Annotated in this window: 22 protein-coding genes and 1 pseudogene; 6 read left to right on the top strand and 17 right to left on the bottom strand. The window is 66.7% G+C overall.

Going from position 1 to position 24,110, the window contains the following annotated elements; translation table 11 throughout:
- The first annotated feature begins 8 nt into the window (after positions 1-8).
- Positions 9-932, top strand: coding sequence for a Csu type fimbrial protein (locus tag FQV39_RS06760; RefSeq protein WP_187640189.1), 924 nt, complete (start codon positions 9-11; stop codon positions 930-932).
- An 18-nt stretch (positions 933-950) separates the two neighbouring features.
- Here FQV39_RS06760 and FQV39_RS06765 read toward each other — a convergent pair whose 3' ends face one another.
- On the bottom strand, positions 951-1,637 hold the full coding sequence (locus FQV39_RS06765) for a DUF2161 domain-containing phosphodiesterase (RefSeq protein WP_149133705.1): 687 nt from the start codon (positions 1,635-1,637) through the stop codon (positions 951-953).
- A 253-nt stretch (positions 1,638-1,890) separates the two neighbouring features.
- Here FQV39_RS06765 and FQV39_RS06770 point away from each other — a divergent pair, with 253 nt between their 5' ends.
- The 4 genes from FQV39_RS06770 to FQV39_RS06785 all read left to right on the top strand — a co-directional run bounded on the left by FQV39_RS06770 (position 1,891) and on the right by FQV39_RS06785 (position 6,111).
- Positions 1,891-2,832 carry an ABC transporter permease gene (locus FQV39_RS06770; RefSeq protein WP_149129594.1) on the top strand — a complete coding sequence of 314 codons (942 nt, stop codon included), beginning with the start codon at positions 1,891-1,893 and terminating at the stop codon, positions 2,830-2,832.
- Positions 2,832-3,713 carry an ABC transporter permease gene (locus FQV39_RS06775; protein WP_149129595.1) on the top strand — a complete coding sequence of 294 codons (882 nt, stop codon included), beginning with the start codon at positions 2,832-2,834 and terminating at the stop codon, positions 3,711-3,713. Before FQV39_RS06770 ends, FQV39_RS06775 begins: the two co-directional genes overlap by 1 nt.
- Before the next feature lie 2 nt (positions 3,714-3,715).
- The gene (locus FQV39_RS06780; protein ID WP_149129596.1) at positions 3,716-4,480 is read left to right on the top strand and encodes a glycerophosphodiester phosphodiesterase; all 765 of its coding nucleotides are present in this window, start codon (positions 3,716-3,718) and stop codon (positions 4,478-4,480) included.
- A 68-nt stretch (positions 4,481-4,548) separates the two neighbouring features.
- Entirely contained in the window at positions 4,549-6,111 is a 1,563-nt protein-coding gene (locus FQV39_RS06785; RefSeq protein WP_149129597.1) for an ABC transporter substrate-binding protein, read from the top strand.
- Positions 6,112-6,183: 72 nt separating this feature from the next.
- Here FQV39_RS06785 and FQV39_RS06790 read toward each other — a convergent pair whose 3' ends face one another.
- The 11 genes from FQV39_RS06790 to FQV39_RS06840 all read right to left on the bottom strand — a co-directional run bounded on the left by FQV39_RS06790 (position 6,184) and on the right by FQV39_RS06840 (position 19,289).
- Positions 6,184-7,650: an alkaline phosphatase family protein gene (locus FQV39_RS06790; protein ID WP_149129598.1), complete on the bottom strand. Its 1,467-nt coding sequence runs from the start codon at positions 7,648-7,650 to the stop codon at positions 6,184-6,186.
- Between the two features lie 30 nt (positions 7,651-7,680).
- Positions 7,681-8,664 (bottom strand): ABC transporter ATP-binding protein, encoded by a 984-nt coding sequence (locus FQV39_RS06795; protein ID WP_149129599.1) that lies wholly within the window; start codon positions 8,662-8,664, stop codon positions 7,681-7,683.
- Positions 8,661-9,629, bottom strand: coding sequence for an ABC transporter ATP-binding protein (locus FQV39_RS06800; RefSeq protein ID WP_248313509.1), 969 nt, complete (start codon positions 9,627-9,629; stop codon positions 8,661-8,663). Before FQV39_RS06800 ends, FQV39_RS06795 begins: the two co-directional genes overlap by 4 nt.
- A 228-nt stretch (positions 9,630-9,857) precedes the next feature.
- Complete coding sequence (locus tag FQV39_RS06805; RefSeq protein WP_149129601.1) at positions 9,858-10,403, bottom strand: carboxymuconolactone decarboxylase family protein; 546 nt, start codon at positions 10,401-10,403, stop codon at positions 9,858-9,860.
- Positions 10,404-10,420: 17 nt separating this feature from the next.
- Positions 10,421-11,284, bottom strand: coding sequence for a carbon-nitrogen hydrolase family protein (locus FQV39_RS06810; RefSeq protein WP_149129602.1), 864 nt, complete (start codon positions 11,282-11,284; stop codon positions 10,421-10,423).
- Complete coding sequence (locus FQV39_RS06815) at positions 11,281-12,948, bottom strand: ABC transporter ATP-binding protein (RefSeq protein WP_149133706.1); 1,668 nt, start codon at positions 12,946-12,948, stop codon at positions 11,281-11,283. Before FQV39_RS06815 ends, FQV39_RS06810 begins: the two co-directional genes overlap by 4 nt.
- Before the next feature lie 5 nt (positions 12,949-12,953).
- Positions 12,954-13,826 carry an ABC transporter permease gene (locus FQV39_RS06820; RefSeq protein WP_149129603.1) on the bottom strand — a complete coding sequence of 291 codons (873 nt, stop codon included), beginning with the start codon at positions 13,824-13,826 and terminating at the stop codon, positions 12,954-12,956.
- The gene (locus tag FQV39_RS06825) at positions 13,823-14,767 is read right to left on the bottom strand and encodes an ABC transporter permease (RefSeq protein WP_149129604.1); all 945 of its coding nucleotides are present in this window, start codon (positions 14,765-14,767) and stop codon (positions 13,823-13,825) included. Before FQV39_RS06825 ends, FQV39_RS06820 begins: the two co-directional genes overlap by 4 nt.
- Before the next feature lie 98 nt (positions 14,768-14,865).
- Complete coding sequence (locus FQV39_RS06830) at positions 14,866-16,446, bottom strand: ABC transporter substrate-binding protein (RefSeq protein WP_149129605.1); 1,581 nt, start codon at positions 16,444-16,446, stop codon at positions 14,866-14,868.
- A 39-nt stretch (positions 16,447-16,485) separates the two neighbouring features.
- Positions 16,486-17,955: a M81 family metallopeptidase gene (locus tag FQV39_RS06835; RefSeq protein ID WP_149129606.1), complete on the bottom strand. Its 1,470-nt coding sequence runs from the start codon at positions 17,953-17,955 to the stop codon at positions 16,486-16,488.
- Positions 17,956-17,963: 8 nt separating this feature from the next.
- Positions 17,964-19,289, bottom strand: a complete 1,326-nt coding sequence (locus tag FQV39_RS06840; RefSeq protein ID WP_149129607.1) for an aspartate aminotransferase family protein — start codon at positions 19,287-19,289, stop codon at positions 17,964-17,966.
- 240 nt (positions 19,290-19,529) lie between these two features.
- Between FQV39_RS06840 and FQV39_RS06845 the strand changes: the two genes are divergently transcribed.
- The gene (locus FQV39_RS06845; protein ID WP_149129608.1) at positions 19,530-20,420 is read left to right on the top strand and encodes a MurR/RpiR family transcriptional regulator; all 891 of its coding nucleotides are present in this window, start codon (positions 19,530-19,532) and stop codon (positions 20,418-20,420) included.
- Positions 20,421-20,512: 92 nt separating this feature from the next.
- Here the strand turns inward: FQV39_RS06845 and FQV39_RS06850 are convergent.
- From FQV39_RS06850 to FQV39_RS06870, 5 genes and pseudogenes are all read right to left on the bottom strand, one after another.
- Positions 20,513-20,888: pseudogene (locus tag FQV39_RS06850) on the bottom strand (YkvA family protein).
- Positions 20,889-20,974: 86 nt separating this feature from the next.
- On the bottom strand, positions 20,975-22,546 hold the full coding sequence (locus FQV39_RS06855) for a hypothetical protein (RefSeq protein ID WP_149129609.1): 1,572 nt from the start codon (positions 22,544-22,546) through the stop codon (positions 20,975-20,977).
- Positions 22,547-22,737: 191 nt separating this feature from the next.
- A complete protein-coding gene (locus FQV39_RS06860; RefSeq protein ID WP_149129610.1) occupies positions 22,738-23,154 on the bottom strand; it encodes a GFA family protein in 417 nt (138 codons plus the stop codon).
- Between the two features lie 85 nt (positions 23,155-23,239).
- Positions 23,240-23,698 (bottom strand): SRPBCC family protein, encoded by a 459-nt coding sequence (locus FQV39_RS06865; protein ID WP_149129611.1) that lies wholly within the window; start codon positions 23,696-23,698, stop codon positions 23,240-23,242.
- Positions 23,695-24,024, bottom strand: a complete 330-nt coding sequence (locus FQV39_RS06870) for an ArsR/SmtB family transcription factor (protein ID WP_149129612.1) — start codon at positions 24,022-24,024, stop codon at positions 23,695-23,697. The genes FQV39_RS06865 and FQV39_RS06870 overlap by 4 nt, the downstream gene beginning before the upstream one ends.
- Between the last annotated feature and the right edge of the window lie 86 nt (positions 24,025-24,110).

Below are 24,110 nucleotides of genomic sequence, written 5' to 3' on the forward strand. Positions count from 1 at the left end.
TTATCGCATTGGCGGGGCTGCTTCTGGCCAAACCTGCCGCGGCGCAGTCCTGCTCCTTGAGCATGACCCCCCTGGCCTTCGGCAACATCGATGTCACCGCCAATGCCGTGGTGAACGGAACCGGGACCGCGACGGTTTCATGCACAGGGCTGGCGCTCTCGACGGTTGGCGTCTGCATCGATCTCGGAGCCGGGAGCGGCGGCGGCACGAACGCGGCCAACCGCATCATGGCGAACGGCAGCAACCAGCTGCGCTATGGCCTCTTTTCCGATGCGGCAGCCAGCGTCCCTTGGGGATCCGGGACCTGGCCCGGAGGGTCTGCCTCGCCGGTGGGCTTCAACATCGTCCTTTCACTCGGCGGCACCGGCAGCCACAGCCAGACGATCTATGGGCGCGTCTACAACGGCCAGGCCACCGCGGCGCCGGTGGCCTATAGCAGCAGCTTTTCCGGAGCAGATGCACGGATCCGCTACGGCCTCCTCTCTTACCTGCTCGGGTGCGATTTGCTCACGATCTCCCAGACAACAAGCTTCACGGTCACGGCAAACGTCCCCGCAACGTGCAGGATCACGACGAGTGATCTCAATTTCGGATCGATTGGTCTGCTTGCTGCGCCGCATGATGCGCTTACCACGCTCGCGCCCACCTGTACGAACGGCACCGCTTATCAGATCGGTCTGGATGGCGGGCTTTCGGGCGCCAGCGACCCGACACTGCGCCGCATGACGAAGGGAAGCGAGACCGTCACTTATGGGCTCTATCGAAATACGACGCGCACACAGCCTTTCGGGAACACCTTGGGCAGCGACACGCTCGCGGATGTGGGCAACGGCTTGCCTCAGACGACCTATGTCTATGGGCGGGTGCCGGCCCAGGCGACACCGTCGCCCGGTCTCTACAGCGATACCATCCTGGCGACGCTGACCTACTGAGCAGCCACTTCGTGGTCCCTATGCGGACGCCACACCGCCATCCGAGCGCGTCGGAGGCTCGGGTCGCCATGCGGCCAGCGCGCTGTGACCTGTTTCGGTCAGCGCATAGACGCCGCGCTCGGAGCGTTCAAACCAGCCATAGACATTCCGGCGCAGGATCTTCTGGGCATCGGGAAAGGACGGCTTGAGATCGCGCGGCCGCTGCGGCGCTGATGCCATCGCAGCAGCGCAGGCAAGCGCCTGCTGGCGATAGGCCGTCATGATGGGCTTGCGCGTGCCGCCGCCGGGAACGGGGTCGCCCTGACGCCGCTTGTGCTCCTCCACCAGTCTCGAGCGGCGGCGCGGATCCTTCCGCGGCACCGGCGCAGTCGGCGACACGAGGATATCGACGCGCCCCGATTTGGAAACGCCCAGCAATCCAAAACCGAGGCGTCGGCAGAGATTGCGATATCGCGGATCGCTTTCGCGGCCCTTGCCCTTGGCGGAGAGCTGAGCCGCCAACCAGATCTCATCACCGAGGCTCATCCGATCCACGCCCTGCAGGATGAGCTCGAGATTGAATGTCAGCTTCAGTTCGCCGATCACCACCACGGCCGGATCATCGTCGCGCAGTCCGACGAGATCACAGTGCCCGATTTCTCCTTTTACGGCGTAGCCCAAGCCCTCGAGGAAGCGCTTGACGGGTTCATAAAGAGACGTTTCCACACAGACCTCCGGGCAGCCGACAACCAAGCATGCCTGACAGTCGTTTCGGAGAGGCAAACGCCGCCGAGAGTACGATAGTCGCGCCAATCGTTGCCCCCAACATGCTCTGGAAACGGACATGCGAGGCCTTTGCGTGAGCCAGCTTTCGGTCAACGTATCCTTCTCCGGACAGCGGCCTGGATCGAGCTTCGTCATCAACCTGTCGTGAAGCCGTTTGCAGAAGCACGGTTCTCCAACCCTGCTTCCGGATCAGATGCTCCGCTTTCTCCTTCTCCGCCTGTTACGCACCCTCCTGACCGTGACGATCTGCGTGTCGGCCGTGTTCGTCGCGCTGCGTCTGGCGGGCGATCCCGCCGACATCATGCTGTCGATCGATACGCCCCCGGACGTCCGCGCGTACTATCGCGAGCTGTGGGGCCTCGACCGGCCACTACTCGAGCAGTATCTGCGCTATATCGCCAGCGCCGTCCGGGGCGATTTCGGCTTGTCCTTCGCCGATGACCGGCCGGCCTTCGCGGCCGTGATGGAAGCCCTGCCGAAGACCTTCCTCCTCGGCTCCTCGGCCCTGATGCTGGCGCTCGTCATTGGCCTGCCGCTGGGCGTGCTCGCCGCGCTCCGGCACAACCGCGCCGCCGACCGGCTGGCCATGGCGGTTGCGGTGTTCGGCTATGCGATCCCCGTCTTCTTCCTCGGCATTCTCCTGATCCTGCTCTTCGCGCTGAAGCTGCGCGTGCTGCCCTCGGCCGGCTCGGAAAGCCTCTGGCATCTCATCCTGCCGGTCGTGACGCTCGGCCTGCCTCTCGCCGGCCGTCTAGCCCGCTTCGCCCGCACCGCGACGCTGGAGGTGCTGGGCAAGCCCTATATCCGGGCCGCGCGCGGACGGGGCGTGATGCCGCTTGCCGTGATCATCCGGCATGCCCTGCCCAATGCGGCCGTGCCGCTCCTGATGTTCATCGGCATCGAGATCGGTCACATCCTCGCCGGCAGCGCCGTCGTCGAGACCATCTTCGCCTGGCCCGGCGTCGGCCGGCTGCTGGTCGACTCTGTCTCGATGCGGGATCTCGCCGTCGTCCAGGCCGTGATCTTCACGGTGACGGTGATCATGGTCGGCGCCAACCTTCTCGTCGACATCGTGCACATCCTGATCGATCCACGGCTCGGCGGCTTCTCTCGCGCCATGGGCAAGCCGGCCTGATGACAGCTCTCGATATTCCCGCCGCTCCGGCCCCTGCCATCCGCGCCCGCAAGAATGCGATGTCGCCGGTGGTGAAACTCTCCGCCGGTTTCCTGCTGGCCATCGTGCTCGTGGCGCTGCTGGCCGACTGGTTGGCGCCCCTGCCCTATACAGCCCAGAACCTCGCCGCGCGGCTGAAGCCGCCCATGACCGAAGCCGACGGCACGATGTACTGGCTCGGCACCGATCAGCTCGGCCGCGACATCCTGAGCCGCATGGTCTTCGCCGTCCGCAGTTCGATCCTGATCGCGGTGATGGGCACGCTGATCGGCGCGGTCGTCGGCACCTTTCTCGGTTTCGTGGCGGCGCGCCTGCGCGGCTTCGTCGACCAGGCCATCATGATGCTGGTCGATGCGCAGGCAGCGATCCCGGCGCTGTTTCTCGCGCTGACGATGCTCGCCTTCTTCGGCAACAACATCGTCCTCTTCATCATCCTCGTCAGCATCGACGGCTGGGACCGCTATACGCGGCTGGCGCGCGGGCTCGTCGTTTCCGAGCAGGAGAGCGACTACATCAACGCCATCGAGGCCCTGGGCGCAGGGCCTTCGCGGGTCATCCTGCGCCATCTCCTGCCCAACATCGCCGCGGCGCTGGTGGTCCAGGCGACACTGAACTTCCCCGGCACGATCCTGCTCGAAACCTCCCTCTCCTTCCTCGGGCTCGGCGTGCAGCCGCCCGGCACCTCACTCGGGCTGATGCTGGGCGAAGGGCGCCGCTATCTGCTGAACGCCTGGTGGATCGCGGTCTTTCCGGGGCTCGCGATTTTCCTGACGACGCTCTCGATGAGCCTGTTCGGCGACTGGCTGCGCGACCGCTTCGACCCGACGAGCGAACGGCACTAACCATGGCGATCGCAAATCTTGGCACGCCCCGTCCGCTCGCGATCGCGCATCGCGGCGGCGCCCTGCTCGCGCCGGAGAACACGGCTGAAGCCTTCCGCGCTGCAGCGGCGGCGGGTGCGGAGATGGTCGAGACCGATCTGCGCCTGACCGCCGACGGCCACCTCGTCTGCCTGCACGATGCCGATCTGACGCGGATCGCGGGAGATAGCCGCCGGGTCGCGGACACCGACCTGGCTACCCTGCGCGCGATCCTGCCGGGCTTGCTGACGCTCGATGAGGCGATCACGGCATCGGCTCCGCTCGGCCTGCTGCTCGACGTCAAGCTGCTGGATCCGGCGATCCTGCTGCCTATCCTGGCCGTCCTCACCGGGAATGAGGTACTCCAGCGCTGTGTGCTGGGGTTGCGCGACATCGCTCTGCTGTCTGTGGCACGCGCGCTGTCGCCGGATGTCGCGCTCCTCGCCCTTGCCACCGATCCCGATACGATATCGGAAGCCAGGGATGCCGGAGCCGCCTGGTTCCGGCTTTGGCAGGCCGATGCGACCGAGGAGCGGATGGCGGCAATCCGCAAAACCGGCATGCGATCGGTGATCATGGTGGGTCAGCCGCGTTCGGTCGCCCTGCCGGGCTACCCGCCCTTCCCTGTCGGACGCATCGATGCCGACGGCATCCGCCGGGTCATGGTGCTGCGTCCCGACGCGGTCATGCTCGACGATCCGCGCCCGCTCATCGCCATGCGCGCTGTCACGGGCCTGTCGCCAAGCTGAGTCAAGGCAGCCGGACCGCCGCGCCGCTCCGCTCCAGTGCGCCGCAACAGCTCGACACGAGAAGGCTCATGATGACGATCTCCCGCCGCCGTTTCCTTGAAGGTGCGGCCGCCGCCCCGGTACTGCTCAGCGCGCCGCTGGCATTGGCGGCCGGTGATACCCGGCCGAACTTCACCGTCGCCGTCGCCGACCTGCCGGCGACGCTCGAACCGGCGCGCGAGCTCTCCAATGTTGGCACCCGCGTTACCTATTCGATCTTCGACACGCTGATCCGACGCGACTTTCTCGGCGCGGCCGATGGTGGCGGCTCGGAGCTGAAACCGCATCTCGCGACGAAGTGGGAGCGCGTTTCTCCGCAGGAGCTCATCGTCACGCTGCGCCAGGGCGTGAAGTTCCACAACGGCGACGAGCTGACTTCCGAAGACGTGGCCTATACCTTCCGCGAAGGCCGCCTCTGGGGCGACAAGGCGCAGATCCCCGGCGGCAAGCCCTATTTCGGCATCCTCGCCAGCGTCGAGCCGATCGACCGCTACAGTGTCCGCTTCAAGACCAGGGTCGCGGATGTGCTGCTGGAGCAGCGCCTCGCCTCCTGGTGCGCCTGGATCGTCAACAAGCGCGCCTATGAGGCCATGGGCTTCGAGGCCTATTCGCGCAAGCCTGTCGCGACCGGGCCCTATCGCGTCGTTTCGCATTCCGCAGCGGATGCGACCGTTCTCGAAGCCTTCGACGATTACTTCATGGGTAAGCCCACGGCGAAGCGCGTCAGCTTCAAGCGCGTGCCGGAGCTCGCGGCGCGCGTCGCCGGCCTCGTCGCGGGCGACTACGACCTCATCACCAATGTCCCGCCCGATCAGATGAGCGTCGTCGGTGGCTACAAGGACATCGACGTGCGCTCGGTCGTGCTGGCCAACGTCCATGTCCTCGCCTTCAACGATCAGGACAAGGTCCTCGCCGACAAGCGCGTCCGGCAGGCGCTCTGCTACGCCATCGACCGCCAGAAGCTGGTCGACTCGCTCTGGCAGGGCACGGCCCAGGTTCCGGCAAGCCACAACTTCCCGGAATACGGCCAGATGTTCGTCGAAGGCCGCAAGCTGCCTTACGATCCGACGAAGGCGAAGGCTCTGCTGAAGGAAGCCGGCTACAAGGGCGAGCCGGTCGTCTACCGCACGCAAGCCAACTACTACACCAATGCGCTGGAGGCGGCGCAGATCCTGATCGAGCAGTGGAAGGCCGTCGGCATCAACGCCTCGCTGCAGGTCGTCGAGAACTCCGCGCAGCTGCGCGCCCCCGGCGTGCAGATCTTCAACTGGTCGAACTCGACCCGCCTGCCCGATCCGCTCGGCTCGATCTGGGTGGCTTGGGGACCGGCCGGCGAGGTCCAGATCTCGAAGTTCTGGACCTCGGCGCAGACCTTCAACAAGGCCGGCACGGCGCTGGAGGCGGAGGTCGATCCGGCCAAGCGCAAGGCGCTGTTCACCGAGATGCTCGACGTCTGGGAGGACGAGGCCCCGGCCACGATCCTGTACCAGCCGAGCGAGGCCTACGCGATCAAGAAGTCGATCGGCTGGCGGCCGACGACCTTCTATTTCATGGATCTGCGCCCGGACAATCTCAGCTTCGCCAAGGCCTGACAGGCCAGCTCAAGCCGGAAATGCAAAGGGCGACCAACCGGCCGCCCTTTCTTGTTCGACGGGGGCTGGATGTTACTGCCCGCCGCCGAGGATGAAACGGCGGCCGTCCTGCTCGACGACATCGACATGCTGGGCGAAGGCGCCTGCTCCCGCCGAATGCCGCACGACACGCGCCTCCTCCCGCGCCGGCTGCGCAAGGTTGCGGCCGACCATACTGGTAGCCGGTGCGAGCCCAAGCAGCCCGAGCACCGTCGGGCCGATGTCGATGATGCCGGCTGGCTCTTGCGACACCGCGCCGGCTTCGCTGCCGCCGAGGATCAGCACGGTGTTCAGCTCATGCGGGTTGATGCCGCCATGCATGCCGCCGCCGAGCGGCACATCGCCGGGCGTCATCGCCCCAAGACCCGGCAGCCCATACTGATCCTGGTCGAGGCTCGATTTCAGGATGAACATCAGCTCGGGCTGGCGCTCGGCATGGCCTGTGCCCATCAGGGCAAGCGAGAGCGTACCGGCCACCTCGCCTTCGACGCCATTGCGGTCACGCGAGAAGACGTGGCCGATCGCGGGCTGCTGCATCAGCCAGTCCGCGATGCGCGCGACCTCGGCGGGGTCGCCCTCGCGCAGGCGGATCTCGCCGCTCATGCCGCCGGTCGCGACCAGCGTCGCACCGTCGATCACCTTCGCGGCGCTGAGGTCAAAGCCCGCCTTCTGCGCCGTCTCGAAGAGCGGCTCCACCGAGCCCGTCGAGATCTGGCCGTGGTCGGACGCAGCGATCACCGTGATGCGTTCCGAATCCAGCTGCGCCTCGACCCAGTCGAGAATGGTCCCGAAGGCCTTGTCCGCCTCGCGCAGGCCGGCCATCGCGTCCGGCGATCCCAGCCCCCGATAGTGGAAGGTGGTGTCAGGTTCGTTGAACCAGATCAGCGCGACATCCGGCTGGAGCTCCGGCAGCACGAGATCGGTCATCACGCGGCCGCCATAGGCGACCTCCTGCAGCCGCGGCAGCTCGCGCTCCGGCAGCGGGCCGAGCCGCTCGATCGCCTGCTCGACCGCCTCCGGCGTCTGCGTCGCGCCGGCGCCGTGCATGGAGAAGGTCCAGTGCCCGTTGGCACGGGCGCGCGGATTGATGAAATGCGCCGAGCCGGCCGAGCCGGTATGGACGACCGCAAGCCGCTTGCCCGCACGGGCCAGTACGTCGCCGAAGGTATCGGCGGCGAGCAGGCGCCCGTCGTGATGCGCCTCCGCACGGCGGATCAGCGCGGCGTCGCTGGTGTCGAACATGCGGTCGGCGATGGCCGCGCGATGATAGAAGGCGTTGCCGACGATGCCGTGCACGATCGGCGGCGCGCCCGCTGCGATCGAACTGGTCGCGACGCGGGTGACCGATGGGAAGACGCTGCGCGCCTGGCGGAACCATGTCCCGCGCGCGGCCAGCCGCATGATGTTGGGCGTCAGCTCGGGCGTGACGAGGTCCGGCCGCAGGCCGTCAAAGACGGCGATGACGACGCGGTCGGCGGTCGGCTGGTCGGGGCGGCTCATCTCGTCTCCGGCTTAGGCAAAGGCAATCGATCAGGCAGCGGCCGCCGCCGGCGCGGCGGAGACCAGATGGCAGGCGGCCAGGCGGCCATCGGCCACGGCCTTGAGCGCCGGCACCTCCTCCCGGCAGCGGGCCACCGCGCGTGGGCAGCGCGGATGGAAGGCGCAGCCCTGGGGCCGGTCGACGGGATTCGGCGGGTCGCCCTTCAGGATGATGCGCCCCTGCGTGCCACGCAACGGTGTCGGTACGGCCGAGACCAGCGCCTCGGTGTAGGGGTGAGCCGGCGCATGGAACAGCGCGTCCGGCGGCCCCTGCTCGACAATGCGGCCGAGATACATCACCGCGACCTCGTCGGCGATCTGCCTGACCACCTTGAGATCATGGCTGATGAAGAGATAGGCCATGCCAAAGCGGGCCTGCAGGTCCTGCATCAAATTGATCACCTGCGCCGCGACGGAGACGTCGAGCGCCGAGATCGGCTCGTCGCAGACCAGCAGCACCGGATCGAGCACGAGCGCACGGGCGAGCACGACGCGCTGGCGTTGCCCGCCGGAGAGTTCGTGCGGATAGCGTTCGAACAGGTCCGGCCTGAGGCCGACCGCCTCGAACAACGCAAGCGCCTTCTGCCGGCGCGCCTTCTCGTTGTCTTCCAGCCGGTGAATGGTCAGGGGCTCGACGACTTGCTGCCCCACCGGCAGGCGGCGGTCGAGCGCGGCAAGCGGGTCCTGATGCACCATCTGCATCCGCCGGCGCATGGCGCGCCAGTGCCGATCGCGCAGCGCCGTCACCGGAGCGCCCTCGAAGGTGATCTGCCCGCGCGTCGCCGGCAGCAGGCCGAGCGTCAGCTTCGCGGTGGTGGACTTGCCGCAACCGGATTCACCGACGATGCCGAGCGTCCTGCCGCGTTCGAGCGAAAAGCTCACGCCATCGACGGCATGCAGGATCCCGCGCGTGCCACCCGCCATCGAGACGGGATATTCACGCGCAAGGTCGCGGACGTCGAGAAGCGGCGTCATGCCGGCACCTCAGTTTGCTGGGGCAGCGTCGCGGCCGGAAGCGAGCCGTCTCCGGGCACCGGCAGCTCATCGAGCCGCAGGCACGCCGCCCGCTGGTCTTGCCCGGCAAAGGCGAGCTCCGGCAGCTCATGGCAACAGCGCTCGACAGCAACCGGGCAACGCGGCGCGAAGGCGCAGCCCGCCGGGATGGCCGCTGGCGCGGGAACAGTGCCGGGGATCGGTGTCAGCCGCCGTCGCGGGCCGTCGAGCGTCGGCAGGGCCGCGAGCAGGCCCTGCGTATAGGGATGGCGCGGGCGCGTGAGCAGGTCGCGCGTCGCCGCCGTCTCGACGATCCGCCCGGCATACATCACCGCGATCCGATCGCAGAGATCGCCGACCACGCCGATATCGTGCGAGATCAGGATGAGCGCCATGCCGGTCTCGCGGCGGATGTCGCGGATCAGATCGAGCACCTGCGCCTGGATCGTGGCGTCGAGCGCAGTCGTCGGTTCGTCGGCGACGAGGACGTCGGGTTCACCCGCCAGGGCGAGCGCGATCATGACGCGCTGGTTCATGCCGCCTGAAAACTCATGCGGATACTGTCGCAAGCGCCGCGCACCATCGGCGATGCCGACGCGGTCGAGCAGGCGCAAGGCTTCCCGGCGTGCAGCCTCGCCGGTCAGGCCTCGATGCAGGCGCAGCACCTCGGCCAGTTGCGTGCCGATGCGTTGCACCGGGTTCAGAGCACTGGAAGGATCCTGGAAGATCAGCGCGATGCGGCCGCCGCGGACCCGCCCGAGCTCACGTTCGGAAAGCTGCGCGATGTCACGCCCCTCGAGCAGAACCTCCCCGCCCGTTGTCACCCCTTGGCCGAGAAGGCGCAGCGCCGCGAGCCAGGTGATGCTCTTGCCGCAGCCCGACTCGCCGACGATGCCCAACGCCTCGCCGCGGGCGACCGACAACTCGACACCGCGGACGATCGGCATCGCGCCCGGGACAGTAACGGTGAAATCCTGCAGGCGCAGGAGCGCCGGGCGGCCCGCCGTAGCGAGATGGCCGGGCACCAGCTCCTGCGGCCGGTCCGGCGTCTGACCTGATGATCGAAACATGCCGAGCGGAGTACCGCCCAGCCCATGACCGCCTTGTGACAGTCTGCGCCGCCCTCGGTCGCCCGTCCACGACTGCACCCCGGCAGATCGCGCTCGCTGGTGCCGCTATTCCCCTGCCAGCGGGCGCTCGGTCATCTCCGCGGCAACGGCCGCGTCGATCGGCGTATCGTAGGTCATCAGGATGTAGCCGAGGATCGAGTAGAAGCCGACGGTCGCGATCAGGTCGAAGACAGCCTCGCGCCCCAGCGCGGCAGCGAGTTCGGTCTCCAGCGCGGGCGAGAGACGCCGGTCGTCGAAGAGCGCGTCCACCGCCCGCGCGATCAGCCCATCCTCGCCCTCTGGCATGCCACGCAGCGCGGCGATACGCGCGTCGCTCATGCCCAGAACCCGCGCCCGGCTGACATGGTGCGCCCACTCATAGGGCGAGCCCATGCGATGGGCCGCGCGTAGGATCACCACCTCCGAGCGTACCGGCCCGAGCGCGCTGTCCTTGACGACATGCTGGCGCAGCGGCGCCCAGGCCTTCAGCAGCGCCGGATGATGCGCCATCGTCCGGTACACATTGAGCGCGCCAGCGAAGCTGGTCTTCATCTCGGCGATGGCTTCGGGCCAGTCGGCATCGCTGATCGGCGGGCAAGGAGAGGTCGTCATCGGATGTCTCGCGGAACTCAGGGCGTGAGATACTTGGCGTAGAGCGCAGGGGCCCGATCAGCCCAGATGCCGGTGAAGCTGCGATAGCGCGCGACCTCGGCAAGGTCGATCTCGACCCGCAGCACGTCCTCGCGATCATGGTCGAGCGCGCCGAGCACGCGGCCATCCGGCGCCACCGCGCAGGAGCGGCCGAAGAAGCGCTGCCCGCCGCGGCTGCCGCTGCGGTTGCAGCTCAGGAAGAAGACGCCGTTCTCGGTCGCCCGCGTATAGGCGCGGTGGATGAACAGCGCCTCATCCTTCACCGGCGCGGTCTCGGCGCCAAAGGAGGCCCAGACCGAGGTGACGATGCTCGCGCCCTGCAAGGCAAGGATGCGGGTGATCTCCGGAAAGCGGATGTCGTAGCAGACCTGCATGCCGAGCCGCGTACCGAAGGCGGGATAAGTGTCGATGCTGTCACCGCCGGTGAAGAACAGCTTCTCGTTCTGCCACTGATGGACCTTGGTGTAGTCGCCCAGCAGGCCCTCGGGTCCGATCAGCAGCGAGGCGTTGCGCATGACGCCGGCGCGCAAGCGATCGCGCAGGCCGAGCCCGATCACCAGATGCACACGGTGCCGCGCCGCCAGCGCGACGAGCGCCCTGATCTCCTCGCCATCCGGCGCAGCACAGGCCTCATACAGCGCCGCGCCGAAATGCGGCACGTCGCTGACCATCGGCCCGCCCGGCACCAGCGGCTCGACATAGCCGGTGTTCGCCAGCTCCGGGAACAGGATGAGCTGTGCGCCCTGCGCCGCCTCGGCGGCGACGAACTCATGGATGCGCCGAAAATTCTCAGCCGGCGCCAGGGACTGGACGTCGAGCTGGACGAGGCTGGCGGAAATCATGCGTCGGCTCCGGCGATGCGGCGGCCAGCGGCGAAATCCCAATCCCGCCCCGGCGCTGCGTTGATCAAGGCGCGTGTATAGTCGTGACGCGGGCTGGCCAACACCTCGGCCGCCGGCCCGTCCTCGACGACGCGGCCGCGCTGCATCACCATCACCTCGTCGCAGATCTGGGCGGCGACGCGCAGGTCGTGGGTGATGAACAGCACCGCGAGATTGCGCCGCTCCTGGATCTCGGCCAGCAGCGCGAGCACCTGCGCCTGCACCGAGACGTCGAGCGCCGAGACGGCCTCGTCCGCGACGATGACCTCGGGCTCCATCATCAAAGCGCGCGCAATCGCGATGCGCTGACGCTGGCCGCCGGAGAACTGGTGCGGGAAACGCTCGAGACTGGTGCGCGGCAGGCCGACCACCTCGATCAGCTCGCCCGCGCGCTTCAACGCCGAGGAGCGATCCTCGCCGAGATTGAGCGGCCCCTCGATCAGGCTCTCGCCGATGCGCAGGCGCGGATTGAGCGAGCGGTTCGGGTCCTGGAAGACCATCTGCACGCGCCGCCGCGCCGGCGCCAGCGCCGCCTGGCCCTGGAGCGGGGCGATGTCCTGGCCGTTGACCCGGATTTCGCCGCCGGTCGGATGCTCCAGCCGGAGCAGACAGCGCGCCACCGTCGATTTGCCCGAGCCGCTCTCACCGACGATGCCGAGCGTGCGCCCGCGTTCCAGCTTGAAGCTGACATCGTTCACGGCGCGCACGGTGCGGATGTCCCGTCCCATCAGCTTCCCGAGCAGCGAGCCCAAGCTGAAGGTCTTTTCGAGATTGCGGATCTCGACGACGGCTTCCGGCTCCTTCGCCGGGGTGCGCGGTGCCCGCGGCACCAGCGACGGCACGGCCTGCAGCAGGCTGCGCGTGTACTCTTCGCGCGGCTGGCTCAGCACCTGCTCGACCGGGCCGGTCTCGACGATCTCGCCCCGACGCATCACGCAGACGCGGTCAGCGATGTCGACGACCACGCCCATATCATGGGTGATGAACAGGACAGCGGTGTTCTGCTTCTCCTGCAATTCGCGGATCAGGCTGAGGATCTGCTTCTGCGTGGTGACGTCGAGCGCGGTGGTCGGCTCGTCGGCGATCAGGAGCTTCGGCTTGAGGGCCAGCGCCATCGCGATCATCACGCGCTGGCGCTGGCCGCCGGAGAGCTGGTGCGGGTAGCTGTCGTAGATCCGCGCCGGATCAGGCAGATGCACCGCGGCGAAGGCGGCGAGCGCGGCTTCGCGACGCTCCTTCGGCCGCATCTGGGTGTGCGCCCAATAGACCTCGTCCATCTGCAGCCCGATGGTCAGCACCGGGTTCAGCGCCGTCATCGGCTCCTGGAAGATCATCGCCATCTCGGCGCCGCGCAGCGCCTTGGTGCGAGAGGGCGTCGCAGTGAGGATATCCTCGCCGTTGAGCAGCACCGTGCCGCCCGTGGCCCGCAACTCGTCGCGCGGCAAGAGGTCCATCGCGACCAGCGACGTCACCGACTTGCCGGAACCGGATTCGCCGACGAGGCAGAGCGTCTCGCCCGGCTGGATGTCGAAACTGATGCCCTTCAGGATTTCGGAAGGCTCACGCCCGCGCGTCGCGACCTTGAGGTCGCGGATCGAGAGCACCGGCCGGGTCGGAGAGGTCATCTGCGTCACGGGCTCCTCCCCTGCATCTTCGGATCGAGCCGGTCGCGCAGCGCGTCGCCGAGCAGGTTGATCGACAGGATGCACAGCGACAGCACGATCGCCGGCCAGAACACCAGCCAGTGATTGATCGCGAAATAGAGCCGGCCCTCGGCCATGATGTTGCCCCAGCTCGGGATTTCCGTGCCGATGCCGACGCCCAGAAAGGACAGCGCAGCCTCGGTCAGGATGGCGGAGGCGTACATGTAAGTGCCCTGCACGATCAGCGGCGCGATCGTCGTCGGCAGCAGGTGCTTCCAGATCAGCTTGGCCGGGGGCGTGCCGAGCAGCATCGCGGCGTCGACATAGGTCTCCTCGCGGGCCGCGATCACGCGCGCCCGGACGAGGCGCACCACCTGCGGGATCGCCGGGATCATGATGGCGAAGATGACGGTGACGAGCCCGCCACGGGTCAGTGCGACGATGGCGATGGCGAGCAGGATGCCGGGGATCGCCATCAGCCCGTCCATCATCCGCATCAGCACGGCATCGATGCCGCGATACCAGCCGGCGAGCAGGCCAAGCGGCAGCCCGATCAGGATCGCGCCAGTGGCGACGCCGGCGCCCACCAGCAGCGAGACCCGCGCGCCATAGACCACGCGCGAATAGAGGTCGCGGCCGAAACTGTCTGTGCCCAGCCAATAGGTGTTGGAAGCGGGCTTCAGCCGCATGGCCGCGTTGAGCTTGGTCGGCTCGAAATTGGCGAGCAGCGGCGCGAAGACCGCCATCGCGACGATGGCGATGAGGACGACGACGGCGAGCACCGTCGTCCAGTGCGGCGGGTTTCGCAGCAGGCGGCGCCGGGGCAGCGCGCCCTGCACGGGGTTCGATGAAGCGCTCATTGGTAGCGGATCCTCGGGTCGGTCAGGGCATAGGAGAGGTCGATCAGCAGGTTGATCAGCACATAGGTGCCGGCCGTCAGCAGGATGATCGCCTGGATCAGCGGGTAGTCGCGCGCCAGCACGCCATCGACGACCAGCCGGCCGAGACCAGGAATATTGAAGACCGTCTCGGTGACGACGACGCCGGAAATCATCATCGCGAAGCCCGTGCCGACCACCGTGAGGATCGGGATCGCGGCGTTGCGCAGCGCGTGGCGGAACAGGACGATGCGCTCGCCCAGCCCCTTGGCGCGTGCCGTGCGGACATAATCCTCGCGCAGCACCTCCAGCATCGAGGCGCGCGTCATGCGCGAGACCAGCGCGATGTAGAAGGAGGAGAGCGCCAGCCCCGGCAGCAGGATGCGGTGGAGGAACGGCCCGAAACCCTCGGCGAGCGGCTTGTAGCCCTGCACCGGGAACCATTTCAGATCGACGGCGAAGACCGCGATCAGCACATAGCCGATCACGAAGATCGGCACCGAGAAGCCGACGACCGACAGCGCCATGACGAAGCGGTCGACCAGTCCGCCATGGCGCCAGGCCGCGAGCACGCCGAGCGGCAGCGAAATGACGATGGTGAAGATCATCGCCATGACCGCGAGCGCCAGCGTCGGCCCGATGCGCTGGCCGATCATCTCCAGCACCGACCGCTGCGAGATCAGAGAGTGACCGAAATCGCCGCCCGCCATGCCGCCGATCCAGGCGATGAACTGGCTGGCGAGCGGCTTGTCGAGGCCGAGATTCTCGCGGATGGCGGCGAGCTGGGCCGGTGTCGCCTGGTCGCCGGCGATGGCCTGAGCCGGGTCGCCCGGGGTCAGGCGCAGCAGCAGGAAGACGAACAGCGCCACGAAGAACATGACGGGGATCGCCATCGCCAGCCTGCGCAGGAAATAGGAAGCCATGGAGTGCTCCGCGCGCATGGCACCGGCCAGGATGCCGGTGCCGAAAACAAGGCCTGCGGGGAAACGGGCGACGGCGGGGCCGCCGCCCGAGACGCGAGTTATTTGCTCACGCCCCAGAACAGGGTGAGGGGGCCGGGCTGGAGGTTCTTCAGATTGGCCCGCCACGCGGCGACGGACTGGAACTCACCGGCATTGAAGTAGAAGCCTTCGTCATAGGCGATCTGCTGGATCTCCTTGGCGATCTTCTTCTGCTCGTCGAGCGTCGGCGCGGTGAGATAGGCGGTGCGCAATTCCTCGACGCGGGCGCTACGCGGCCAGCCCGACCAGGCGGTGTCCGAGCCCGAGGCGTCGAGCAGCGCGTGGACGGTCGGGTTCCAGATGCCTGACACACCCCAATAGGTGAAGAAGAAGTTCCAGCCGCCCTGCGCCACCGGCTGCCAGCCGTTCTTGCGCGATTGCAGCGTGGCCCAGTCCATCGCGGCGACATCGACCTTGAAGCCGGCTTCGCGCAGGCGTTCGGCGGCGACGATCGGCTGGGTCGAGAGGATCGTCAGATCCGTCGGCTGCATCATCAGCACCGGCGTGCCGTCATAACCCGAGGCCTTAAGCAGTTCCTTGGCCTTGGCCATGCGCTCCTTGGCGCTGCCCTTCAGGTATTCCGCGCCGGCATCGGAGGCGAGCGGCACGTCGCAGCCATAGACCGAGGCGCAGAGCTTGTAATACTGGCCGTCGCCGATCGCGGTCTGCATCAGCTCACCCTGATCCAGCGCATACATCGCCGCCTGGCGGATTTTCGGATTATCGAAGGGCGGCAGGCGATGGTTGACGCGGCCGGTGACCTGGCTGCCGAGCGCATTGATGGCGCCGGTCTTGATCTCGTCATTGGCCTTGAGCAGCGGCAGCAGGTCGATCGTCACCTGCTCGATCAGGTCGACATCGCCGGACTGCAGCGCGTTGATCGAGGTCTGCATGTCCGGCATCGCCTTCCAGACGACCTTGTCGACATTCACGACCTTGCCGCCGGCGGTCCAGCTCATCGGCTCGGAACGCGGCTTGTAGTCCTTGTTCTTGACGTAGACGGCCTGGTCGCCGGGCCGGTACTGCTCGGCCACGAAGCGGAACGGGCCGGAGCCGACCATCTCGGTGACCTGCTTGCCGGCGGGCGTCTCGGCGAGGCGCTTCGGCATCATGAAGGGCGGCACCGGCGAGGGTTTCGCCAGCAATTCAAGCACCTGGCCGAAGGGCTTCGAGAGACGGATGACGAGCACCTTGTCGGAGGTCGCCTCGATCGAGGCGACATGGGCCATCATGGTGCGGGCCGCGCCGTCGTTCTCGCCCCAGCGCTTGATCGAGGCGACGCAATCCGCGGCCGTAACCGGCGTGCCGTCATGCCACTTCAGCCCGTCGCGCAGGGTGAAGGTGTAGGTCATCTTGTCGGCCGAGACGCTGTAGTCGGCCATTTGCGGCTGCGGGTTGTACTTGGCGTCCATGCCGAGCAGCGTGTCGAACACCATGAAGCCATGGGTGCGCACGATCTGGGCGGTGCTCAGGATCGGATCGAGCGTCCTGAGCGGCGCCTGCATGACGACATTGAGCGTCGTCTCGGCAAAAGCCGGCATCGCGTGAAGGGAGCCCGCGACCAGCGCGGCAGCCCCGAATGTCTTGAACCGAAACGTCATTTTCCCCTCGCTTCTGGTTGGTTTGATTGGCTTTTCGTATCAGGCCGGAGCATCGCTCCACGGATAGGCATTGGCCGTGTCGAGCTGCCGGTACGGGATCAGCCGCACGTCCGCAGGGCCGAGATCGGGCGTGTCGACCACGAGGATGCGGTCGGCCAAGGGCTCGTAGAAATCGCGGAAATGGGTCTTCGAGCGCAGCAGGATGACGTCGTAATCCTCCGGCCGCTCGCCGAAGATGTAGAAGGGGTCGCCATCGACCGCGAAGGCGAAATGCGAGACGACGGAGACGCGGATCGCGCCGATCTGGATGAGCGCCGTCAGCCCGAGATCGACGAAGGAACCGCGTTGGTAGCGTCCCGAAACGGTGAAGGATTTCGGCCCCGACCAGAGAACCTGCGCCACGACCTCGACAGGGCCGCCGGTCTCCGGAGCCGTCTTGCCGGCGAGCGCGACCTTGATTTCGGCCCCCTCTCCCGCAGCGTGCGCCTGCGCGGCGGTCTCGGGATCGAGCAGGAAGGGTACGTTCACTCGCCCGACATCGCGCGTGAGCAGCGCCCGCAGCAGATGGGTCGAGTCGTTCATCCGGTCGGCATGCTCGAGCAGCACGATCGGGCGGCCGTTGGCGGGCTTGCGCTCGATGTCGGCAAGCGCCGCCTCGGCGCTCAGGATCGGAATGGCGCTCGCGATGGCTTGACGCGACCCGCGCAGCCAGGCCGAGAAAGCTTGGACGTTGGCCTCGGCGGCGCCCTGCCCGTTCCAATCGAGGCAGATCACCGACATGCCGGTATTGGCGCTGTCGGCATAGGAGAAACCGGCCATGATCGAGATGTCGCAATCGCCTGCTGCCTCGGCGGCGCGTGCCTCGGCGATGATCGAGGCGAGCGGCTCCAGCGCCGTGGCCGACATGATCGAGGGAATGACGACATTCGGGCGCGCCACCGCGAGGCCTGGGCGGCGCCCTTCACGCAGGAGCCTGAGCAGCGCCCGCGCCGCCCGCTCGCCGGTCTCGCCCATGTCGATATGCGGCGAATGACGATAGGCGACGGCGATATCCGCGCTGCGAAGGGTCTCGCTGTCGATGTTGCCGTGATAGTCGAGCGCGACGGCGATCGGCAGCGACGGCGCGGCAGCGCGTACCGCATCGATGACGTGCCGCTCGACATCCGCGAAGCCCGGCGCCCAGCAGGCACCGTGGAGGAACAGGATCACGCCGTCGAGCGGGCCACTCTTGTCGAGGCCCTCGACGATCTCGCGCGTGTAATGCGCAACCGCCTCGTCCGAAGCCGGGCCGAGCGCGCCGAGCAGCGTGTGGAACAGCGGCACGAACTCCGCGCCTTCCGCCTCGCAGATCTTCAGGCAGCCACCCGGAACCGTGTTGGTGCCGCGAAACCGTTCGACCAGCTCCGCCCCGCGCACGCAGACGCGCTCGAATTCCGCCAGCTCCACGATCTGCGGAACGGCCGTGACCGATTCGAGATTGAAGCCGGCGAAGGCGATGCGGGGCATCATGGCGGTCGTCAGCCCTTGACCGCCGCGTCGATCGCGCCGCCGATCCGCTCGACGATCTGGTCGATCTCCTCGGGACCGATGATGTAGGGCGGCGCCAGCAGCACATGGTCGCCCAGCCGGCCGTCGATGGTGCCGCCCATCGGGTAGCTCATCAGGCCGCGGGCCATCGCCTCCTTCTTGATCCGGGCATGCATCTTCAGCGCTGGATCGAAGGGCGCCTTGCTCTCCTTGTCAGCAACGATCTCGATGCCGCGGAACAGCCCTCGTCCGCGGATGTCGCCGACATGCGGCGACTGGCCGAGGCGCGCATCGAGCCCGGCCTGCAGGCGCTCGCCCATCAGCCGGACATTCGCCAGCATCTCAGGCTGGGAAATGAGCTCGACGACCTTGTTCGCCGCAGCCGCCGCCATCGGGTGGCAGATATAGGTGTGACCGTGCTGGAAGAGCCCCGAGCCTTCGGCGAAGGCGCGGTAGATCTTGTCCGAGAGCAGCACCGCGCCGATCGGCTGGTACCCGCCGCCAAGCCCCTTGGCGATGGTGACGAGGTCGGGCGCGATGCCCTCCTGCTCGCAGGCGAACATCGTGCCGGTGCGACCCATGCCGCACATCACCTCGTCGAGGATCAGCAGCACGCCATATTTGTCGCAGATGCGGCGGATGCGGGCGAAATAGTCCGCGACTGGGCCCACGGCGCCCAGCGTCGCGCCCACCACCGGCTCGGCGACGAAGGCGATGACCTCCTCAGCTCCGAGCTCGAGAATCTTTGCCTCGAGCTCGTCGGCGAGGCGGGCGGCGTAGGCTTCCGACGTCTCACCCAGCTTCTGGTCGCGATAGGCGTAGCAGGGCGAGACATGGTGGGTCTGCGGCAGGATCGGCTGGAACTGCGCCCGCCGCCAGGCATTGCCGCCGGCGGCCAGCGCGCCCAGCGTGTTGCCGTGATAGCTCTGCCGGCGCGCAATGAAATGGCGGCGCTGCGGCTGGCCGATCTCGACGAAATACTGCCGCGCCATCTTCATGGCCGCCTCGACAGCCTCCGAACCGCCGGAGACGAGATAGACGTAATCGAGGCCCTCGGGCGCCAGCCCGACCAGGCGCTCGGCCAGTTCTTCGGCGACATCGGTGGTGAAGAAGGAGGTGTGCGCGTAGGCGATGCGGTCCATCTGCGCGCGCATCGCGGCCAGCACCTCGGGGTGGCCATGGCCGAGGCAGGAGACGGCGGCGCCGCCCGAACCATCGATATAGCTGCGCCCGTCCTTGTCGGTAATAAAGACACCCTGCCCTGCGACCGCCTCGGGCAGCCGGCCTCCGATGGAGCGGTGGAGAATTCTGGTCATCTCAGCTTCCCGGACTGGCGCGGACAGGCCGCCGCGGCGCGCCGCTCATCGCACAGCTTTATCCGCATTGCAACATTTGTTTTAAATGATACAAATAGGAAACGATTGAGTCCGATACTGTTGCAACGAAACAAAACAATCGAAAGCGGCTTGAAGGCTGAGGGAAACCGCAGAATCCGTTTGAAATCCGCCGGGCGCGCGGGAATGGTCGGCAGGAAAGAGAGGCAGGGCGCGATTCAAATGTTGCAGAACGACCCTTTGCGCGACCGCATCATCAGCCGTTTCGACGGCATGTCGCCGCAATTGCAGCAGGCCGCGCGTTACATCCTCGAACACCCGCAGGAGGTGGCGCTGGTCTCGATGCGGGAATTGTCGCGCAATGCCGGCGTGCAGCCCTCGACCATGACGCGGCTCGCCAAGTTCCTCGACCTATCGGGCTATGACGACATCCGCGCCCATCACGCCGAGGCGCTGCGCTTCCGCGCCGACGGTTTTGCGGCGCGTGCCATGCAGCACGGCGAGAGCGAGCAGGACATGGCGGCAGCGCAGCTCTCGCGCCGGATGCTGCAGGGCCTGGCCGCGCAGATCGCGCGGCTGTCGGAACCGGCCTCGCTGGAGCGCCTCTCCGCTGCTGCGGACCGGCTGGCACAGGCGCGCCGGATCTATGTGCTGGGCTTACGCTCCTGCCACTCGGTCGCCTGGCATTTCCACTATGTGATGGCGCTGCTCGGCGAGAAGACGATCCATCTCGACGGGCCGGCCGATACGGTCGGCGACGGGCTGATCCGGGCGGGCGCTGAGGATGTGCTGCTCGCCATCTCGATCAATCCTTATGCTCGCCACAGCCTCGAGCTCGCACAACTCGCCCGCGAGAAGGGGCTCGGCATCGTGGCGATCACGGACAGCGAGGTCTCGCCGCTCGTCGGCATCGCCGATCATGCGATCCTCTGCTCAACCGAGAGCCAGAGCTTCTTCCACACGCTGACCCCCGCCTTGGCCGTATCCGAAGTGCTGTGCGGCTTGCTGGCGAACAAGGACCGTGCGACGGCGCTGGAATCGCTGCAGCGCGCCGATCGGCACCTGCTCTCGCTCAACACCTATGCGAGCGCGATCCCCCGCCGCAGGATCTGAGCCGACCGGCGCGCGGGAGCGCGAGCCGAACCGGAAACCGATCGCGCCGAGAACGGCCTGGGCCGGGCATTCATGGCGTCCGGCATGGGAGGCTAGCGGAAATGCCGGAGAGCCCAAAAACCCAAGGCAGCCAGGCTCAACAACCAGATGAGGACGATGACCGTAGCCACAACTGCGCTACGCGGTCGCCCGGCGCGCTCGTCAGCCTTCCTCCGAAAATCGCCCATGAGGCCAGCCGGTATGAGGCGGACAGCCAGAGCGATGCCGGCGGGCACGATGAGCAGATCATCCAGATGACCCAGTACCGGGATGAAATCCGGAATGAGGTCGATTGGACTGAGAGCGTAGGCAGCGACTGCGGCGGCAACGACTTTCGCGATCGACGGCGTCCGCGGATCGGGCTGCAATCCAAAGAGCGACGGCGTCACGCTTGACCCATCGAGCCCATTGCTTGGCTCGCTCCAAGATTGGCGCGGCTTCGCATGAACCAGAAGCGTCCGCAACGGGCCGGCCGCGCTCCGCTGCATAGGCAACCGGCCAAGCTGCTTCCGCTTTCAGACGAAGAAAAAATCATTCGCTGTCAGCGGGTTCGTGAAATTGTGGAGAGTAACCTGATCCGCTCCTGCGGTAATGACGGTGTCGGCGCCACTTTGCGCGATGGTCAGATCGGCGAAGGATTGCACGCCCGCCACGCCGCTGAACTCGATTTTGTCCTGCTGGTCCTGGCTGAAGTCTTCGATGGTGTTATTCGTCCCCACCGTCGTCGAGCCAGCATCCTTGAACACGAACAGATCGGCCCCGCCCTGAGCGTGGTCGCTCAGTTGTCCGTCACCCCAGATGTCGTTGCTGACCGCGGATCCGGGTGCAGCGGTCCCGGCGATCAGGGTGTCATCGCCGCCCTTGGCGAAGCCCGACAGCTCTGCTGCGTCACCGAAGAGAGTGTTGGTCACCGTGCCGCCGCCGGTGTTGCTGCCGCCGGTCAGCGTATCGTTGCCGGCTTTCGCCGCTCCGGACATGGATTGCGCGTCGCCGTAGAACTGGTCGAGAACATCCCCGGCACCGGTGTCGCCCGACAGGCGATCATTGCCGCCTATAGCATCGCCGGACATCGTCAGCGCGTCGCCATAGGCCAGATTCACGAACTGCGCGGCGAATCCCCCATTGCCGGGAAGGAGCGCGACGTCATCGCCACCCTGAGCATGGCCGGACATGTTGCCGCCCGCATCACCGAAGAAAGTATTGAGGGAGTTGAAACTGCCCGTGAACGTATCGTTGCCGCCCTTGGCAAAGTCGGAGATGTCGCCGCCCGCGTCACCGTAGAAAGTGTAGGAGGACAAGGCTCTCGTGCCTGTGAAGCTGTCATCGCCGCCCTGAGCATGACCGGACATGTTGCGCCCGGCGTCACCGTAGAAAGTGTTGTCGCTGGAGAGGGCGCCGCCGGTGAAATCGTCGTTGCCGCCCTGGGTAAAATCGGACATGTCGACGCGCGCATCACCGTAGAAAGTGTTGGAAATGTCCCGGAGGGTCTCGCTGGTGAAGCTGTCATTGCCGCCTTGAGCATGGTCGAACATGCTGCCGCCGCTGTCTCCGTAGAAAACGTTGTGCGACGCGAAGCCGCCGCCGAAGTAGCTGTCGTTGCCGCCCCGAGCATGGCCGGACATATCGCCGCCCGCATCACCGGTGAAAGTGTTTTCGGATAGGGCGGAGCCCAGGAAACGATCATCGCCGCCCTGAGCCTGGTCGGACATCCGGCCGCCCGCATCACCGATAAAAGTGTTGATGGAGATGCCCCCGCCCCGGAAAACGTCGTTGCCGCCGGTGCTGTGGTCGAGCATGTCGCCACCCACGTCACCGTAACCAGTGTTGGTGGAGCTGAGCGCCCCCCTGAAAGAGTCGTCGCCGCCCTGAGCATGATCGAACATGCTGCCAACCGCGTCACCATAGAAGGTGTAGTTGGAGGGGGCGCCCCCGGTAAACGTGTCGTTGCCGCCCCTGGAGAAATCGAGCAGGCTGCCGCCGGCATCGCCGATCAAGACATTGTTGCTCGGATCGCCGGCGAGGATGTCATCGGTGCCCAATTGATGATCGGTCAGATCACCCGGGGTAAATGGGACGCGGTGAGACATGGTATGCTCCCACTGAGTTACCCCAGCGCCCATCACAATTTTAGGCTGGTACGCCCGGGCCCACAATGAACACAAATGGGCTAATCCCTTTGGATCGATGGCAGCGCCGGGGCGCGACGGCCATACTTGTTGCGATGTGGTCTAGTCGTAGGCCCGCCTTTCCTTGTCAGTGGCCAGCGTGATCCGCCCCCTCACCCCGGCGGCATTGTCTCGAACGTCGGCAGGTCCGGATCGACGTAGTCCCAGCCGTGACCGCGCACGCCGTAGGTCACCACTCGCGGCGCGTACCGGCTCGGATCGTCGAGGCTCGCGGCGTGCACGGTGAACAGATCGGGCATAGCCGCGAATGTCAGGTAGACCGGCGATCCGCAGGCGGGGCAGAAGCCGCGCGTCTTCACCTTGCCGCTGTCGGCAACCATGTCCCAATGCGTCGCCTCACCCGCTAGCTTCACCTGCGTGCGTGACGGGAAGGTCAGATAGGAGCCATGCCCGGTGCCGCTCGTCTGCTGGCAGTCGCGGCACTGGCAGTCGTTCATGAAGATCGGCTCGCAAGAGATCTCGTAGCGGACCGCACCGCAGGCGCAGCCGCCGGTATAAGCGTCGCTCATTCTTCTCTCCTGTCATGAAGCATCGATGGATCGCGCAGGTCGCGGCGATCGGGGATTCGCTCCGGAGGCCCGGCTTCGCGCCCGGTCAGCCCTGCTCGCCGGCGATGCTGCCGATGCTCGGGACGACCTTCTTCCAGCCATTGCCCATGGTCTCGAAAGCGGACTGGTTCCTCGGCACGACGAAGCCGGCATGGACGAGGCGCAGGCGCGTTCCGTTCGCCGTTCTGGAGAGCGTCCAGGTGACGACGGTTTCCAGCAGCGAGCCGTAGCCGGCGTTCCCTTCGTGCCCGCCTTTCCAGCTGTAGACGAGGCTCTCGTTCGGGATAACCTCCAGCACCTGGCAATGAATGGTGCCGTCCCACGCGCCGGCGGGCTTGGTCTGGAAGGTGAAGTGCTTGCCCTTCACCGGCTCGAATCCCGTCGGCGCCATCAGCCAGCGGCCAATCAGCTCTCCGGTGGTCAAAGTCTTCCAGAGCGTCTCCGGCGCGTGCGGAAAGAGCTCCTCGACCACGATGTCCCTGATGTCGGATGCAATGTCGTTCATGGATCGATCTCCTTGAGAAGGGCACGGAGGTCGGCGAACCGGTCGCGCCAGAAGGCGCCATAATGGCTCATCCAGTCGGCCAGCGGCTCGAGGCCTTCGGGCCGGGCGCGGTAATAGACGTTCCGGCCCTCGGGGCGTTCGGCGACCAGGCCCGCCTGCTTCAACGACTTCAGATGCTGGGAGATGGCGCCCTGGGTCACGCCGCTCCCCCGCGTCAGTTCGACCACGGTGATCTCGCCGGACCGGATAATCCGCTCGAACACCGCCCGCCGGGTCGGAACGGCGAGCGCCTGCATGACGGCGTCGATGGAGGCAGTTGCTATCATGGCCAATCAAATAGTCTCAGCTAATTAATTAGTCAATGCTATTTTATTAGCGATGCGGAACCTCGATGGCCGGTCGCCGCCGAGCC

The organism is Bosea sp. F3-2 (assembly GCF_008253865.1).
Taxonomy (GTDB): domain Bacteria; phylum Pseudomonadota; class Alphaproteobacteria; order Rhizobiales; family Beijerinckiaceae; genus Allobosea.

What these genes read in the sequence shown, in the direction of transcription:
- FQV39_RS06775 (WP_149129595.1), top strand. Translation starts at nt 2,832, where the DNA reads ATGACAGCTCTCGATATTCCCGCCGCTCCGGCCCCTGCCATCCGCGCC.
- FQV39_RS06840 (WP_149129607.1), bottom strand. Translation starts at nt 19,289, where the DNA reads ATGACCAGAATTCTCCACCGCTCCATCGGAGGCCGGCTGCCCGAGGCG.
- FQV39_RS06810 (WP_149129602.1), bottom strand. Translation starts at nt 11,284, where the DNA reads ATGATTTCCGCCAGCCTCGTCCAGCTCGACGTCCAGTCCCTGGCGCCG.
- FQV39_RS06800 (WP_248313509.1), bottom strand. Translation starts at nt 9,629, where the DNA reads ATGCCGATCGTCCGCGGTGTCGAGTTGTCGGTCGCCCGCGGCGAGGCG.
- FQV39_RS06820 (WP_149129603.1), bottom strand. Translation starts at nt 13,826, where the DNA reads ATGAGCGCTTCATCGAACCCCGTGCAGGGCGCGCTGCCCCGGCGCCGC.
- FQV39_RS06855 (WP_149129609.1), bottom strand. Translation starts at nt 22,546, where the DNA reads ATGTCTCACCGCGTCCCATTTACCCCGGGTGATCTGACCGATCATCAA.
- FQV39_RS06795 (WP_149129599.1), bottom strand. Translation starts at nt 8,664, where the DNA reads ATGACGCCGCTTCTCGACGTCCGCGACCTTGCGCGTGAATATCCCGTC.
- FQV39_RS06770 (WP_149129594.1), top strand. Translation starts at nt 1,891, where the DNA reads ATGCTCCGCTTTCTCCTTCTCCGCCTGTTACGCACCCTCCTGACCGTG.
- FQV39_RS06790 (WP_149129598.1), bottom strand. Translation starts at nt 7,650, where the DNA reads ATGAGCCGCCCCGACCAGCCGACCGCCGACCGCGTCGTCATCGCCGTC.
- FQV39_RS06845 (WP_149129608.1), top strand. Translation starts at nt 19,530, where the DNA reads ATGTTGCAGAACGACCCTTTGCGCGACCGCATCATCAGCCGTTTCGAC.
- FQV39_RS06815 (WP_149133706.1), bottom strand. Translation starts at nt 12,948, where the DNA reads ATGACCTCTCCGACCCGGCCGGTGCTCTCGATCCGCGACCTCAAGGTC.
- FQV39_RS06860 (WP_149129610.1), bottom strand. Translation starts at nt 23,154, where the DNA reads ATGAGCGACGCTTATACCGGCGGCTGCGCCTGCGGTGCGGTCCGCTAC.
- FQV39_RS06805 (WP_149129601.1), bottom strand. Translation starts at nt 10,403, where the DNA reads ATGACGACCTCTCCTTGCCCGCCGATCAGCGATGCCGACTGGCCCGAA.
- FQV39_RS06785 (WP_149129597.1), top strand. Translation starts at nt 4,549, where the DNA reads ATGATGACGATCTCCCGCCGCCGTTTCCTTGAAGGTGCGGCCGCCGCC.
- FQV39_RS06825 (WP_149129604.1), bottom strand. Translation starts at nt 14,767, where the DNA reads ATGGCTTCCTATTTCCTGCGCAGGCTGGCGATGGCGATCCCCGTCATG.
- FQV39_RS06780 (WP_149129596.1), top strand. Translation starts at nt 3,716, where the DNA reads ATGGCGATCGCAAATCTTGGCACGCCCCGTCCGCTCGCGATCGCGCAT.
- FQV39_RS06830 (WP_149129605.1), bottom strand. Translation starts at nt 16,446, where the DNA reads ATGACGTTTCGGTTCAAGACATTCGGGGCTGCCGCGCTGGTCGCGGGC.
- FQV39_RS06870 (WP_149129612.1), bottom strand. Translation starts at nt 24,024, where the DNA reads ATGATAGCAACTGCCTCCATCGACGCCGTCATGCAGGCGCTCGCCGTT.
- FQV39_RS06865 (WP_149129611.1), bottom strand. Translation starts at nt 23,698, where the DNA reads ATGAACGACATTGCATCCGACATCAGGGACATCGTGGTCGAGGAGCTC.
- FQV39_RS06835 (WP_149129606.1), bottom strand. Translation starts at nt 17,955, where the DNA reads ATGATGCCCCGCATCGCCTTCGCCGGCTTCAATCTCGAATCGGTCACG.